The organism is Corynebacterium macclintockiae, from assembly GCF_027570165.1.
Taxonomy (GTDB): domain Bacteria; phylum Actinomycetota; class Actinomycetes; order Mycobacteriales; family Mycobacteriaceae; genus Corynebacterium; species Corynebacterium macclintockiae.
Map to the genome: position 1 here is coordinate 31,673 of NZ_JAKMUV010000015.1, position 13,572 is coordinate 45,244.

Annotated in this window: 13 protein-coding genes and 5 tRNA genes; 14 read left to right on the plus strand and 4 right to left on the minus strand. The window is 61.2% G+C overall.

Annotated features, from left to right (window positions below):
* Positions 1-5 precede the first annotated feature (5 nt).
* The 3 genes from pstA to L8U58_RS09450 all read left to right on the plus strand — a co-directional run bounded on the left by pstA (position 6) and on the right by L8U58_RS09450 (position 2,568).
* A complete protein-coding gene (gene pstA, locus L8U58_RS09440) occupies positions 6-926 on the plus strand; it encodes a phosphate ABC transporter permease PstA (RefSeq protein WP_269955213.1) in 921 nt (306 codons plus the stop codon).
* Positions 927-1,050: 124 nt separating this feature from the next.
* Positions 1,051-1,827 carry a phosphate ABC transporter ATP-binding protein PstB gene (gene pstB / locus L8U58_RS09445; protein WP_034966347.1) on the plus strand — a complete coding sequence of 259 codons (777 nt, stop codon included), beginning with the start codon at positions 1,051-1,053 and terminating at the stop codon, positions 1,825-1,827.
* Positions 1,828-2,016: 189 nt separating this feature from the next.
* Positions 2,017-2,568, plus strand: a complete 552-nt coding sequence (locus L8U58_RS09450) for a gluconokinase (protein ID WP_034975942.1) — start codon at positions 2,017-2,019, stop codon at positions 2,566-2,568.
* Here L8U58_RS09450 and phoU read toward each other — a convergent pair.
* Positions 2,565-3,305, minus strand: coding sequence for a phosphate signaling complex protein PhoU (gene phoU, locus L8U58_RS09455; RefSeq protein ID WP_034966344.1), 741 nt, complete (start codon positions 3,303-3,305; stop codon positions 2,565-2,567). The genes L8U58_RS09450 and phoU overlap by 4 nt on opposite strands.
* 95 nt (positions 3,306-3,400) lie before the next feature.
* Positions 3,401-4,534: a tRNA dihydrouridine synthase DusB gene (gene dusB, locus L8U58_RS09460; protein ID WP_043015042.1), complete on the minus strand. Its 1,134-nt coding sequence runs from the start codon at positions 4,532-4,534 to the stop codon at positions 3,401-3,403.
* A gap of 283 nt (positions 4,535-4,817) precedes the next feature.
* Between dusB and L8U58_RS09465 the strand changes: the two genes are divergently transcribed.
* The 7 genes from L8U58_RS09465 (at position 4,818) to L8U58_RS09495 (ending at position 7,738) form a co-directional block, all read left to right on the plus strand.
* Positions 4,818-6,323: an acetyl-CoA hydrolase/transferase family protein gene (locus L8U58_RS09465; protein ID WP_269955214.1), complete on the plus strand. Its 1,506-nt coding sequence runs from the start codon at positions 4,818-4,820 to the stop codon at positions 6,321-6,323.
* Positions 6,324-6,411: 88 nt separating this feature from the next.
* Positions 6,412-6,484, plus strand: a tRNA-Lys gene (locus L8U58_RS09470).
* Between the two features lie 246 nt (positions 6,485-6,730).
* Positions 6,731-6,803, plus strand: a tRNA-Glu gene (locus L8U58_RS09475).
* A 1-nt stretch (position 6,804) separates the two neighbouring features.
* Positions 6,805-6,881, plus strand: a tRNA-Asp gene (locus tag L8U58_RS09480).
* Between the two features lie 241 nt (positions 6,882-7,122).
* Positions 7,123-7,196 (plus strand) — tRNA-Asp (locus L8U58_RS09485).
* A gap of 36 nt (positions 7,197-7,232) precedes the next feature.
* Positions 7,233-7,305 (plus strand) — tRNA-Phe (locus L8U58_RS09490).
* A 148-nt stretch (positions 7,306-7,453) separates the two neighbouring features.
* Positions 7,454-7,738, plus strand: coding sequence for a GNAT family N-acetyltransferase (locus L8U58_RS09495; RefSeq protein WP_034966341.1), 285 nt, complete (start codon positions 7,454-7,456; stop codon positions 7,736-7,738).
* A 20-nt stretch (positions 7,739-7,758) separates the two neighbouring features.
* On the opposite strand, the gene epsC is transcribed toward L8U58_RS09495, so the two are convergent.
* The gene (gene epsC / locus L8U58_RS09500; RefSeq protein ID WP_269955215.1) at positions 7,759-8,343 is read right to left on the minus strand and encodes a serine O-acetyltransferase EpsC; all 585 of its coding nucleotides are present in this window, start codon (positions 8,341-8,343) and stop codon (positions 7,759-7,761) included.
* A 150-nt stretch (positions 8,344-8,493) separates the two neighbouring features.
* A complete protein-coding gene (cysK, locus tag L8U58_RS09505) occupies positions 8,494-9,429 on the minus strand; it encodes a cysteine synthase A (RefSeq protein ID WP_269955216.1) in 936 nt (311 codons plus the stop codon).
* Between the two features lie 158 nt (positions 9,430-9,587).
* On the opposite strand from cysK, the gene L8U58_RS09510 reads away from it, so the two are divergent.
* The 4 genes from L8U58_RS09510 to murA all read left to right on the plus strand — a co-directional run bounded on the left by L8U58_RS09510 (position 9,588) and on the right by murA (position 13,351).
* Positions 9,588-10,415, plus strand: a complete 828-nt coding sequence (locus L8U58_RS09510) for an enoyl-CoA hydratase-related protein (RefSeq protein ID WP_034977594.1) — start codon at positions 9,588-9,590, stop codon at positions 10,413-10,415.
* A 68-nt stretch (positions 10,416-10,483) separates the two neighbouring features.
* The gene (locus L8U58_RS09515) at positions 10,484-10,987 is read left to right on the plus strand and encodes a DUF2505 family protein (protein WP_034966334.1); all 504 of its coding nucleotides are present in this window, start codon (positions 10,484-10,486) and stop codon (positions 10,985-10,987) included.
* A 155-nt stretch (positions 10,988-11,142) separates the two neighbouring features.
* Positions 11,143-12,000, plus strand: a complete 858-nt coding sequence (gene ramA / locus L8U58_RS09520) for an acetate metabolism transcriptional regulator RamA (RefSeq protein ID WP_034966332.1) — start codon at positions 11,143-11,145, stop codon at positions 11,998-12,000.
* Positions 12,001-12,094: 94 nt separating this feature from the next.
* Positions 12,095-13,351, plus strand: a complete 1,257-nt coding sequence (murA, locus tag L8U58_RS09525) for a UDP-N-acetylglucosamine 1-carboxyvinyltransferase (protein WP_034966331.1) — start codon at positions 12,095-12,097, stop codon at positions 13,349-13,351.
* The last annotated feature ends 221 nt before the right edge of the window (positions 13,352-13,572 follow it).

A 13,572-nucleotide genomic window follows, 5' to 3' on the forward strand; every position in this document is an offset into this window, starting at 1 on the left:
AAACAATGACTGATGCAGTAGCTGTAGAAAACAAGAAGTCCTCTTCGTCCTCTGCCCTCTTCACCCAGATCTCCGGCAAGCGTAAGGCTGCGGATAAGGTCGCCACCGTCATCATCTACCTGGCGATGGCTCTGGCTCTCGTTCCTTTGCTGTGGGTTCTGGTCAAGGTCCTCAGCGACGGCTTGCCCGCGATCCTCAACCCCGACTGGTGGATGTACGACATGGTCGGCCAGCCCCGTAACAAGGCCGGTGGCGGTGCAGTTCACGCCATCATCGGTACCTTGATTCAGGTTCTGGTTACCTCCGCGCTCTCCGTCCCGATCGGTGTGTTCACCGCCATCTACCTGGTGGAGTACTCCCGCGGAAACTTCCTCGGCCGGATCACGACCTTCATGGTCGACATTCTGACCGGTGTTCCTTCCATCGTTGCCGCCCTGTTCGTCTACGCAATGTGGATCACCACCTTCGGCTTCGAGCGATCTGGCTTCGCCGTCTCGATTGCGCTAGTGCTGCTAATGGTTCCGATCATCGTGCGTAACGCGGAAGAGATGCTGCGCGTGGTTCCGATGGATCTGCGCGAGGCCTCCTACGCACTGGGCGTGCCGAAGTGGAAGACCATCGTCAAGATCGTCCTGCCGACCGCACTGTCCGGCATCGTCACCGGCATCATGCTGGCCGTTGCCCGCGTGATGGGTGAGTCCGCACCGGTGCTGATCTTGGTTGGTTCCACCACCAAGATCAACTGGAACCCGTTCGAGGGTGGCCAGCAATCCCTGCCGCTGTACATGGTTGACCTGTACAGCGCCGGCAGTAACGAGTTCGTGCTGGAGCGCCTGTGGGGCTCCGCACTGACCCTGGTGCTGCTGGTTGCCATCCTGATGATTGGCGCCCGTCTGATCTCGAAGCGCTACTCGGTGAAGGCCTAAGGCTTAGCCCAAGCCCTTAGGCCCCGCCGGGACCGAAAACCAAACAAAGCCTTTTCACTTGCACAGAACGACGACCGTCCCATACAAAAGGGCGGTCACCCTAGGACCCTAGGAGAACAACACAATGGCTAAGCGCCTAGACCTCAACGACGTCAACATTTATTACGGTGACTTCCACGCCGTACAGGACGTCAACCTACACATCCCGCCGAAGGCAGTGACCGCCTTCATCGGCCCGTCCGGCTGCGGTAAGTCCACCGTGCTGCGCACCCTGAACCGTATGCACGAGGTTATCCCCGGTGCCCACGTCAAGGGTGAGATCCTGCTCGACGGCGAAGACATTTACGGCCCGAAGATCGACCCGGTGGCTGTCCGCAACACCATCGGCATGGTGTTCCAGAAGGCTAACCCCTTCCCAACGATGTCCATCGAGGAGAACGTCGTGGCTGGCCTGAAGCTGGCCGGCGAGAAGAACAAGAAGAAGCTCCGCGAGGTTGCGGAGCGCGCACTGCGTGGCTCCAACCTGTGGGACGAAGTTAAGGATCGTCTGGACAAGCCGGGTGGCGGCCTGTCCGGTGGTCAGCAGCAGCGTCTGTGCATCGCCCGCGCCATCGCGGTCGAGCCGGAAGTCCTGCTGATGGACGAGCCCTGCTCCGCCCTGGACCCGATCTCCACCCTGGCTGTCGAGGATCTGATCCACGAGCTGAAGGAAGAGTTCACCATCGTCATCGTGACCCACAACATGCAGCAGGCAGCCCGTGTGTCCGATCAGACCGCCTTCTACTCCCTGGAAGCTACTGGCAAGCCCGGCCAGCTGGTTGAGGTTGGCCCGACCAAGCAGATTTTCGAAAACCCGACCAAGAAGGAGACCGAGGACTACATCTCCGGCCGCTTCGGCTAAAGATCCCTCGCCTCCCTCCCCGCGCGGAGGGAAGAATTAAGAAAGTGTCTGTACGGCGGAGCTTCACAGAGCCCGCCACCCACTAGCGGGGTTCCGGTAAACACCGGAACCCCGCTTTTGGCGTCAATAGTAAAAATAAAACGGCATACTAGAGGCAGCGACGGGCATTGCAGACAGAAAGGAGCCAACATGTCTAGCTCAGAGACTCCGGCAACCCTCCACGTAGTAGTGATGGGGGTGAGTGGCAGCGGCAAAACCACCCTGGCGCGCGCCATGGCCGAGAAGACCGGCTGGCAGCTACAGGAGGCCGACGATCTGCACCCCGAAGGCGCACTGGAGATCCTGCAGGACGGCAAGCTCCCGCCAGAGTCGGGCCGCCGTAAGTGGCTGCGAATCGTGCGCGATTGGATCGCGGACGAAGCTGCACAGGGTAACAACACCGTTACCGCATGCACTGCGCTGCGTATCGATCACCGCGAGATCCTCAACGATGTGGGCGAGAATGCAACCGTGTTCTACGTGCACCTCTACGGCACCGAGGACGTGCTCGCGGAGCGTATGGGGAATCGCGTGGGGGACGCGGATATGCCACGCGAGCTGCTGACCGCGCAGTTGGACGACCTGCAGCGCCTCACGCCGGGGGAGAAGGGTATCCAGCTGGACGTCAGCCGTACGCCGGAACAGCTACTTGACGATGCCCTGAACGCGGCGATGTTCGCCCAGAAGGCCTACAGCAGTTAGTAGTCGAAGTTCCTGTCGTAGCGGTAGCGCATCTCGTCGAACTCTTCGCGGAAGCGTCGCTGGACTTCTTCGTCTTCCTGCTTGCGCTGGTATTCGTCCGGGGTTAGGCCCGTTGCGATGAAGATGATGCGGCTGCCGATCGTCACAGCGTGATCGGAAAAGCGCTCCAAGTAGCGGGACAGCAGCGTGAGGTCAACGGCCTCGCGTACAGAGTGAGGCCACTCGCGCATCGTAGTCAGCTGGAAGAGGTGCCGGTGGATATCGTCGACCGCGTCGTCGTCTTCGATGAGCTCAAGTGCGGTCTGAACGTCCAAGTGACGGAGCAGCTCCTGCACCTTCATCGCCGAGTTGTCGCACTGCCGCGCCATCTCTTCGATAAACGGACGGATGGCCTCGGGTACGGCATTTTCTGGATGACGCCGCCGCGCCACCTTCGCCACATGCACCGCAAGCGCGCCCATGCGGGTGAAATCCTCGACAATGTGCTGGCCCGCGACCACCACGCGCAGGTCCCTGGCCACGGGAGCCTCTAGCGCCAGTAGCTGGAATGCGGCCTTTTCCGACGTGACGCGCAGATCTTCCAGGGTATCCACGCTGCCGAGGATCTTTTCCGCCAATGCTAGATCAGCGTTGAGCAGGGCACGGGTGGCAGAATCCAGCGCTGTGCGCGTGAAATCCGCCATCAGGGAAATATCGTGTCTGAATTCCCGGAGTTGGTCTCTATATACCCTTCGCATGAAAGGCAACTATAGTCGCCGAGGGGCTACGGCGCTCGGGCAGCAGCCCCCAGAATTTAGCCCCGTGTAACTATTGGCAGCTACGCGGATCCGGCCTAGCCTCCGCTATTCTCGATATCAGCGCCGTCCGGCACAGCCTCGTCCCAGGGATCGTCCAGCCAACCTTCCGGGAGGGCAACTTTCGCAGGGGAGCCTTGGCGCCCGCGGGCGCCGTCTGCGTCCTCGGCCAACGCGGGGGAATCCCACACCTCCGCGAGGGCGGACTTCAGCTCCTCAAAGCTGCTTACGCGGGAAAGGCTGCGGCGGAGCTCGCCGCCGGCGGGGAATCCCCGCAGGTACCACGTCATGTGCTTGCGCAGGTCGCGGCATGCCTTCTGTTCGCCATCGTGGGCAGCCAACAACTCCGCGTGGCGCAGGATGATGCGGGCGACCTCGCCCAGTGTTGGCTGTGCGGGGATCGGAAGCCCCCGAAGCTCAGCGGAGAGCTCTGCGAACAGCCACGGACGTCCCAGGCAGCCTCGCCCAACGACCACTCCGTCGCAGCCGGTTTGTTCCATCATTGCCCGCGCGTCCGTGGCCTTGAAGATATCGCCGTTGCCCAGCACCGGGATGCCGGTGTGAGCCAGGTGCTGCTTCAGGCGCGCGATCTCGTTCCAATCTGCCTGGCCGGAGTAGCGCTGCGCTGCCGTACGGCCGTGCAGGGCGACTGCGGCGGCGCCTTCCTCGACGGCAATGCGACCCGCGTCCAGGTGTGTGTGGTGCGCATCGTCGATGCCTACGCGCATTTTCACGGTGACGGGAATATCCGTTCCCTCGGTGGCCTTTACTGCAGCGGCCACGATGTTGCCGAAGAGCTTGCGCTTGTAAGGCAGGGCAGAGCCGCCGCCACGGCGGGTTACCTTCGGCACCGGGCAACCGAAGTTCATGTCGATGTGGTCGGCCAGGTTCTCGTCGACGATCATCTTCGCCGCCTTGTAGGTGTACTCCGGGTCGGTGGTGTACAGCTGCAGGCTTCGCGGGTCTTCGTCGGGTGCGAAGGTGGTCATGTGCAGCGTCTTTGGGTTGCGCTCGACCAGCGCCCGCGCGGTGACCATTTCGCAGACGTAGAGCCCAGCGACCGAGCCCATGCGCTCGCGCTCCTGCTCGCGGCACAGGCTACGGAAGGCGACGTTTGTCACGCCCGCCATCGGCGCCAGAACAACGGGGGAGTCCAGCTTCAGGGGTCCGATCTGGAGTCCCTGGGGAGTCGATGAGGTAGGGACGGAGGATTCTGTGGTGGGGGTGGGGGTTGCGGTCGATGTAGTCACAGGCACCATTTTCACACTCTAAAGGGGCGAATACCAAAGGGCGTCAATAAGAAAGAACGAAAGAAGAAAAGGATAAGGGGGAGGTGGCAGTAGCAACAAAGATTGTTCAACAATAGGCTAGAGGGTGAGCGCGAGCTAAGTCACATTTATGTAGGCTGAGGAAATGAAAGCGGAAAACCGCTGCATAGCTATATAGGAGGAAGCGATGTCTGAGCGCATCTCAAACGAGTTTTACAAGTCCAAGGTCATGTCCGCGGACGAGGCGGCACAGTTCATCAACCACGGCGACAAGATCGGCATGTCCGGCTTCACTGGCGCCGGATACCCTAAGGCCCTGCCCACCGCCATCGCCAACAAGGCCAACGAGCTGCACGGCCGTGGCGAGGACTTTCAGATCGACCTCTTCACCGGAGCTTCCACCGCACCCGACTGCGACGGCGTGCTGGCGGAGGCATCCGCTGTGCGCTACCGCACCCCCTACGCTTCCGACCCGGTGATGCGCAAGAAGATCAACGCCGGTGAAATCAAATACCAGGACATCCACCTTTCCCACCTGGGGCAGCAGGTAGAGGAGGGCTTCTTCGGCAACCTCGACGTAGCCGTGGTGGAAGCCGTGCGCATCGACGAGGCGGGCAACATCATCCCGTCGTCGGCCGTGGGCAACAACGTGGAGTACCTGAACTCCGCCCGTAAGATCATCATCGAGGTCAACGAGTGGCAGTCGCTTGACCTAGAGGGCATGCACGACATCTACAAGATCCAGGATCTGCCCAACCGCACCCCGATCCCGATCAACCATGCCGGCGACCGCATCGGCACCCCCTACATTCCGGTTGATCAGAACAAGGTCGTGGCCGTCGTCAAGACCAACGCCGCGGACCGCAATGCGCCCTTTAAGCCGACCGACGAGATCTCCGAGAAGATCGCCGGCCACTTCCTGGATCTGCTGGAAGGCGAGGTACAGGCGGGTCGCCTGACCTACGACGGCTACGTCATGCAGTCCGGCGTGGGTAACGTGCCGAACGCCGTGATGGCAGGCCTGCTGGATTCTAAGTTCGAGAACATCCAGGCCTACACCGAGGTTATCCAGGACGGCATGCTGGACCTGATCGATAGTGGCAAGATGACCGTCGCCTCCGCTACCTCCTTCGCCCTGTCGCCGGAATACGCAGAGAAGATGAACACAGAGGCAAAGCGCTACCGCGAACACATCGTGCTGCGCCCGCAGCAGATCTCCAACCATCCGGAGGTCATCCGCCGCACCGGCTTGATCGCCTCCAACGGCATGATCGGCTGCGATATCTACGGCAACGTGAACTCCACCAACGTCGCTGGCTCGCGCATCATGAACGGCATCGGTGGCTCTGGCGACTTCACCCGCAATGCCTTCCTATCCACCTTCATTTCCCCGTCCACGGCGAAGGATGGCGATATTTCGGCGATCGTGCCTTTCGCTACCCACATCGACCACACCGAGCACGACACGATGGTTGTGATCACCGAGTACGGCTACGCTGACCTGCGCGGCCTTGCCCCGCGTGACCGCGTTCCGAAGCTTATCGCCGTCGCGCACCCGGACTACCGCCCGTTGCTGGAGGAATACTACGAACGCGCCTGCTCCGAGGGGCACTTCCTGCACACCCCGCACGACCTGAAGACCGCCTTCGATTTCCACATCAACCTGGCGGAGAAGGGCTCCATGAAGGGCTAGTGCTCGGCTGAATAGGTAGTGACTGATTGCCGTCCATGCGGGGGCAATTTTCTGCTTCGCTTCGGCGTTAGATAGAATGCTTCCCGTTGGGCCTTTAGCTCAGTTGGTAGAGCTACGGACTTTTAATCCGCAGGTCGTGGGTTCGAGCCCCACAGGGCCCACTTTTTGATTTCCCCCGGTTGTCGAAACCGGGGGTTTGTCTTTTTTTGAGGGGACGGGACCGCGAATGGGCCGGTCGGGCACATGGGGTTCTACCGCTCGAAGTGTCGGGATCTGTGGCCGGGGGTTGCCGAGTGGCTGGAGTCGAAGCTCGAGGTCTTGCGTCGCGGGACACGGCAATTTGGTTGTTGTGCGGGGAGCAGGTTAGACTAAGCGAGCTGTTTGAGACGCGGAAGCGTTACAAACATGCTCCCATCGTCTAGAGGCCTAGGACCCCGCCCTTTCACGGCGGTAACACGGGTTCGAATCCCGTTGGGAGTACGGCCCTGTGGCGCAGTTGGTTAGCGCGCCGCCCTGTCACGGCGGAGGTCGCGGGTTCAAGTCCCGTCAGGGTCGCCATAGCTAGAGCTTTTCCAGTGCTTTTCGCGCCGGGGAGGCTCTTTTCTTTTTACCTTTTTATGGACGCCCACTTTTCCGCCCAGCTAGGTCTCAAAAACGCGGCGCAGGGGTGCTGTGGAAATAGCGTTTGAACAGCTGATTTGCTTAAGAAGTTCGCCACTGTGTAGAGTCTATTCTCGTGCAACGGACGGCTTAGACAAGTTGTTGTCTGGTCGTTTTATTTAGTTGCGCAGGCATTATTGGCCCTGTGGCGCAGTTGGTTAGCGCGCCGCCCTGTCACGGCGGAGGTCGCGGGTTCAAGTCCCGTCAGGGTCGCTTCGATGTTCGAATCGGAAGCGATCGGGCAACGAAGGCCAGATAGCTCAGTTGGTAGAGCGTTCGCCTGAAAAGTGAAAGGTCGCCGGTTCGATCCCGGCTCTGGCCACATCCCAACCCCGGTAGCGATAAAGCTACCGGGGTTTTGCCGTTGGGGGAGTGGCATGTGCGGCTACGTAGACTGGGGGTTAGATCCTGCATAGAGGCAGGGCAAAGACATAGAAGAGCAAGAGCCAGTGAAGGAGCCCCCAAACACCATGTCAGGCGCCAAGAGCATTGTCCACGATCAAGCCCAGAGCCGCTTTGTCATCTATGTGGATGACCAGGAGGCCGGCTTTGCCGAGTACGTCCAGGATGGCAGCGTGCGCGATTTCAACCACACGGTCGTCTCTGGTGAGTTTCGTGGCCAAGGCCTATCCAAGCCCCTGATCTGCGAGGCCTTGATGGCTACCAAGGAAGCGGGGCTAAAGGTAAAGGCCAGCTGCTCCGCAGTCGAGGCCTTCGTGGAGAAGAACCCGGACTTCAAGGAGCTGCTGGCCTAGTTGGTCGCGCGTTCGCGCGCCTAGATGTTGTTCTGCATGTCGTCGACCCACTTCACGGCGTCGACGAGTGGGGTGTTCTGGTTGGGCTTACGGGGGCGAATCTTCGCCGGGATGCCCGTCAGGATGGAGTTCGGAGGCGCAGACTTGGTGACCACCGCGTTGGCGCCGATCGCGGAGCCCTCGCCGATGGTGATGGGGCCCAGCACCTTCGCGCCTGCGCCGATCATCACGCCGTTGCCGATGGTGGGATGGCGCTTGCGCTGTACTAGTTCGGAGCCGCCCAGGGTTACGCCGTGGTACAGCATTACATCGTCGCCGATCTCCGCGGTTTCACCGATAACCACACCCATGCCGTGGTCGATAAAGAACCTCCGGCCGATGGTGGCTCCAGGGTGAATCTCGATGCCCGTCAGCCCGCGGGTGATCTGGCTAATGACGCGCGCAATGCCTCTATGGCCACGCGTCCACAGCGCATGGGATACCCGGTGCGCCCAGATGGCATGCAGGCCTGAATATACGATGGCGTTTTCCACGTCCCCGCGTGCCGCTGGGTCGTGTTCGCGGGCATTGGCGAGGTCTTCGCGGATGCGTCCAAGAATGCTCAAAGGTGTGGTCTTTCGATTGAGGGGGAGGTTCGGCTAAAAATCTTTTGCAGCCACTATAACGAGAAGGCGCTGCCGCCTATTCCACTGCAAGGTGGAAAGGTGGTAGCGCCTATTTCTGGCTACTGGAGGTAGCTGGAGGCCAGCGGCATTCTAGTCGCGCAGGTCGTCGAACAGCAGGGTGGAGACGTAGCGCTCGCCGAAGTCGGGGACGATAACCACGATGGTCTTGCCCTCGTTCTCGTCCTTCTTGGCCTCTTCCAGGGCTGCCCAGACGGCAGCGCCGGAGGAAATGCCGGCGAGGATGCCCTCGGCCTTAGCTAGCTCGCGGGCGGTCTTGGTTGCGTTCTCCAGCGGAGCGTCGATGACGCGATCCAGGATGTCCTTGTTCAGGTTCTCTGGGAAGAAGTTGGTGCCCAGACCCTGGATCTTGTGCGGACCGAAGCGTCCCTCGGTCAGCAGCGGGGAGTCCGCCGGCTCCACACCGACAACCTCGATCTTGTCGTTCTTTTCCTTCAGGTACTTCGCTGCACCGGAGATGGTGCCGCCGGTGCCGACACCTGCGACGAAGATGTCTACCTCACCATCGGTGTCTTCCCAGATCTCCGGGCCGGTGGTGTTGTAGTGGATCTCTGGGTTGGCCGGGTTGGCGAACTGGCGGGCCAGGATGGCGTTCTCCGTGGTCTCGACGATTTCGTTGGCCTTGTCGACCGCGCCCTGCATGCCGCCCGGGCCGGGGGTCAGGACTAGCTCTGCGCCCAGAGCGCGCAGCATGATGCGGCGCTCGTTGGACATGGTCTCCGGCATGGTCAGGACGACCTTGTAGCCCTTGGCGGCGCCGACCATTGCCAGCGCGATACCGGTGTTGCCGGAGGTGGCCTCGACGATGGTGCCGCCCGGCTTCAGGGTGCCGTCCTTTTCGGCTGCCTCGATGATGGCCTTGCCGATGCGGTCCTTCACGGAGTTAGCCGGATTGAAAGCTTCCAGCTTCAGCAGGACGTTGGCCTTCAGTCCTTCGCCGAATGCGCCCAGCTTGACCAGGGGGGTACCGCCGATGAGGCCGGTGATGTTGTTGTAAATCTTCGCCATGGGGGCGATCCTTTCATTCTAGACTGATCGGTCTATACTGGGTAGTCTACACGACACCTTTCTTGCGCACCACTGCTGTCTTGGTCATCCTTTTTGACGCCCCTACCATCCCCGGGCTTTGGTGGATTCTCAGTCACGGCAGCGGGGGATTTGGTTCAATGGCAACCATGACTTCCAACACCCAGACTTCCTTTGATCCCGCGAACCCCGACAAGCCCTACGAGACCATTCAGGTGGCCGTGGAGGGCGCGGTCGCAACTATCACACTCGACCGTCCGAAGGCCCTGAATGCGTTGAACAGCCAGGTTCTCGCTGAGATTGTTCCGGCTGCAGAGGCACTGGATGCAGACCCGGCCATCGGCGCCATCGTCATCACCGGCAGCGAGAAGGCTTTCGCAGCGGGTGCCGATATCAAGGAGATGAAGGATGAGGTCTACCCGGAGGTAGCAGAAAAGCGCCTGTTCGCCGACTGGGAGAAGCTGGCGCAGTTGAAGACCCCGTTGATCACCGCGGTCTCCGGCTTCGCCCTGGGCGGTGGCTGCGAGGTGGCGATGCTGGGCGACATCCTGCTGGCCAGCGAGTCGGCAAAGTTTGGCCAGCCGGAAATTACCCTCGGTATCATCCCGGGAATGGGTGGCACCCAGCGTCTGACCCGCGCAGTGGGCAAGTACAAGGCGATGGACCTGATCCTGACCGGCCGCATGATGGACGCGGAGGAAGCCGAACGCAGCGGCTTGGTCTCCCGCGTGCTCCCGGCGGAAGGCTTCGCCGAGGAAGTGCAGAAGATCGCCGCCAAGGTGGCAAGCATGTCCCAGGTTGCGCTCGCCGCGGCGACGGAGATGGTGGACGAGGCCTACAGGTCCACGCTGGAAGACGGCGTGGAGGCCGAGCGACAGCAGTTCTGGCGCCTCTTCGACACCGCTGATCAAAAGGAAGGCATGGCCGCCTTCGCAGAGAAGCGCAAGCCGGAGTGGCAGCACCGCTAGGTGCTCCATGCTCGAGATAGACGCTCTACGCCCGCAGTCGAAGAGCTAAACCTGGCACAATTGCGGATATGTCGCATTCCAAGCATGTCAACCGCACGATCGACCTCTCCGTCCAACAGGTCTACGAGGTCGTGTCCAGCGAAACCTTCCTGCTGACCGATGAGGGAATGGTGGAGAAGACCGACGCACGAATCATCGAGGCAGAGCGGAAAGAGCTTCCCGATGGTCGGGTGTGGGCGCGGGTTGGAGTGAGGGCGTCACAAAAAGAGCTAGAAGAGCTATCCGACAACGGCGAGAAACCTGTCTCCTTCCAAGAGACCTACGTTTCGAGGCCCGACGCGTCGGGCGCGTTTGAGGTCACGGCGACGATGGAGCTGCCGATGGGGATGGGCACCATGCAGACACAATTCGTTTATGCGCCGGTGGCAGGGCAGACGGCGTGTGAAGCGACCCTGACCGCGGATGTCGGAGTCCCACTGATCGCAGGCAAGCTGGAAAAGCACTTGCTGAAGACCTCCGACACGATCGTGGACAACAGCCTGGCGCGAATTACCAGGCTGAGCCACCGTTAGCCCCGATTGGGTTTGAGCATTGCGTTCGCTTGTAGCGAATAAAAGCGCGGGGGCAGTTTTGGGGGTAGCTAGGGGGTGAACTATACTCCCTAGTCACACGGCGCCTGTATCCCGTAGGCGGTGGGCGCCAGAGGTCAAGTTTGAGGAGTGAACAGGTGGACCAGCAGCGGCAACGCGATGACGAAGACGTCATCATCTCTGCGCTGAATTCCCTAAAAAACGCGACCGGAATCCCGGTGACCATGTACGCCGCAGGGGCGGCTGATGGCAGGCTGCGGATCTCCAAGTGGGTAGGGCTTCGCACTCCGGCGTTGCACAACCTGGAGATCGCCCCGGGTGCTGGCGTTGGTGGCCGCGTGATGACCACCCGTCGTCCAGTGGGTGTGTCTGATTACACTCGGGCAAAGTCCATCAGCCACGACTTCGACCGTCACATCCGCGACGAGGGGCTGCACTCCGTAGTTGCGGTGCCGGTGATCGTGAAGCGCGAGGTGCGAGGCGTGCTTTACGCAGGCGTGCACTCCCGCGCCCGCATGGGGGACAAGGTGTTGGAAGAAGTCACTATGACTGCCCGCTGCCTGGAGCAGGACTTCGCTGTGAACGAGGCCATGCGTGAAACGGAGGCCGGGGGTGGCGCTGCCACGGGGGCGTCGTCCACCAAACAGGTTCGTTCGATGTCCGGTGCGGAGTGGGAGCAGGTCCGGGCCACCCACAGCAAGCTCCGCATGCTGGCCAACCGCGTAGAGGATGAAGAGCTGCGCCGCGACCTCGAGGTGCTATGCGACCAGATGGTTTCGCCCGTGCGCGTAAAACAGACCACCAAGCTGTCCGCGCGCGAGCTCGACGTGTTGGCCTGCGTGGCGCTGGGCCACACGAACGTGGAGGCTGCAGCCGAGATGGGTATCGGCGCGGAGACTGTGAAGAGCTACCTACGCTCCGTCATGCGTAAGCTCGGCGCGCACACCCGCTATGAGGCTGTGAACGCCGCTCGCCGTATTGGCGCGCTGCCCTGATTCAGCCTCCGCGAGGCGCTGCCTAGTGGTCGCCTCGGCTCCGTCTGCCCATCGCTCTGCAAAGCGCGGGGCGATTTTTTGTAGGCTGGGTGGCGTGAAAGACAGCTTCGTAGTGACAGGTGGAACCAAACTGCAGGGCGCCATCAAGGTTTCTGGCGCGAAAAACAGTGTGCTTAAGCTGATGTCAGCCGCACTGTTGGCGCCGGGGACGACGACCCTGACTAACTGCCCCGAGATCGCCGACGTACCTTATATGGCAGAGGTACTACGTGGCCTGGGGTGCGAGGTCGAGCTCGATGGCTCCGTCGTACGCATTACCACGCCGGAGGAAATCGAGTACAACGCGGACTTTGAAGCGGTTCGGCAATTCCGCGCTTCTGTTGCCGTATTGGGGCCGTTGACTTCGCGTTGTCTGAAGGCGCGGGTTGCTCTTCCTGGTGGTGACGCCATCGGCTCCCGCCCCCTTGATATGCACCAGTCCGGCCTGGAGCTGCTGGGTGCAACCACCAAAATTGAACACGGTTGCCTAGTCGCCGAGGCAGAAGAGCTGCATGGTGCGAACATCAAGTTGGACTTCCCCTCGGTCGGGGCGACCGAGAACATCCTGACCGCCGCCGTGCTGGCCGAGGGCACGACGGTGCTGGATAACGCTGCGCGCGAACCCGAGATCGTGGATCTGTGCAACATGCTGACCGAGATGGGCGCGAAGATCAGCGGAGCCGGATCAAACACCATCACCGTCGAGGGCGTGGAGCGCCTGCACCCGGTGGATCACGAGGTTGTGGGCGACCGCATTGTGGCAGGTACCTGGGCATATGCAGCGTCGATGACGATGGGGGACATCACTGTAGGCGGAATTGATCCGCAGCATCTGCACCTGGTGTTGGAGAAGCTAAAGCTGGCGGGGGCGCACGTGGAGACCTATCCGACCGGATTTAGAGTCCAGCAGCCGGAGCGCCCCAAGGCTGTGGACTACCAGACACTGCCTTTCCCGGGATTCCCGACCGACTTGCAGCCGATGGCGATCGCCCTGTGCACGGTCAGTGAGGGAATGAGCGTGATTACGGAGAACATCTTCGAGTCCCGCTTCCGCTTTGTGGACGAGATGATGCGCCTGGGCGCAGATGCCAGCATCGATGGCCACCACGTGGTGATCCGCGGGACGGATCAGCTTTCTTCCGCACCCGTTTGGAGTTCGGACATTCGTGCCGGCGCCGGTCTGGTGCTGGCCGGTTTGGTGGCAGATGGCGAGACTGAGATCCACGATGTGTACCACATCGACCGTGGCTACCCGGACTTCCCGGAGCAGCTGCGCTCGCTGGGTGCAAAGATCGAACGGGTGCAGCGCTAGTGCACGAGCACTAGAGCACAAGCACTAGAGCAAGGCGCTGGTGCAAATCTCTAGTGCGCAAGCACTAGAGCAAGACGCTGGTGCAAATCTCTAGTGCGCAACAGTGCGCAAACCAGTGTGCGTAAAATGGCGCTTACGCTGCGGGGTTGTGTTTGTTGTGGGGTGTGTGTACATTAATTCGAGTCAGCGCGACACGGCGCCGGGAGTTACAGACTCTCAGT

Bases quoted from the DNA above. Each gene is read 5' to 3' on its own strand.
- pstA (WP_269955213.1), top strand. From the start codon at position 6: ATGACTGATGCAGTAGCTGTAGAAAACAAGAAGTCCTCTTCGTCCTCT.
- pstB (WP_034966347.1), top strand. From the start codon at position 1,051: ATGGCTAAGCGCCTAGACCTCAACGACGTCAACATTTATTACGGTGAC.
- L8U58_RS09450 (WP_034975942.1), top strand. From the start codon at position 2,017: ATGTCTAGCTCAGAGACTCCGGCAACCCTCCACGTAGTAGTGATGGGG.
- phoU (WP_034966344.1), bottom strand. From the start codon at position 3,305: ATGCGAAGGGTATATAGAGACCAACTCCGGGAATTCAGACACGATATT.
- L8U58_RS09465 (WP_269955214.1), top strand. From the start codon at position 4,818: ATGTCTGAGCGCATCTCAAACGAGTTTTACAAGTCCAAGGTCATGTCC.
- L8U58_RS09495 (WP_034966341.1), top strand. From the start codon at position 7,454: ATGTCAGGCGCCAAGAGCATTGTCCACGATCAAGCCCAGAGCCGCTTT.
- cysK (WP_269955216.1), bottom strand. From the start codon at position 9,429: ATGGCGAAGATTTACAACAACATCACCGGCCTCATCGGCGGTACCCCC.
- L8U58_RS09510 (WP_034977594.1), top strand. From the start codon at position 9,588: ATGGCAACCATGACTTCCAACACCCAGACTTCCTTTGATCCCGCGAAC.
- L8U58_RS09515 (WP_034966334.1), top strand. From the start codon at position 10,484: ATGTCGCATTCCAAGCATGTCAACCGCACGATCGACCTCTCCGTCCAA.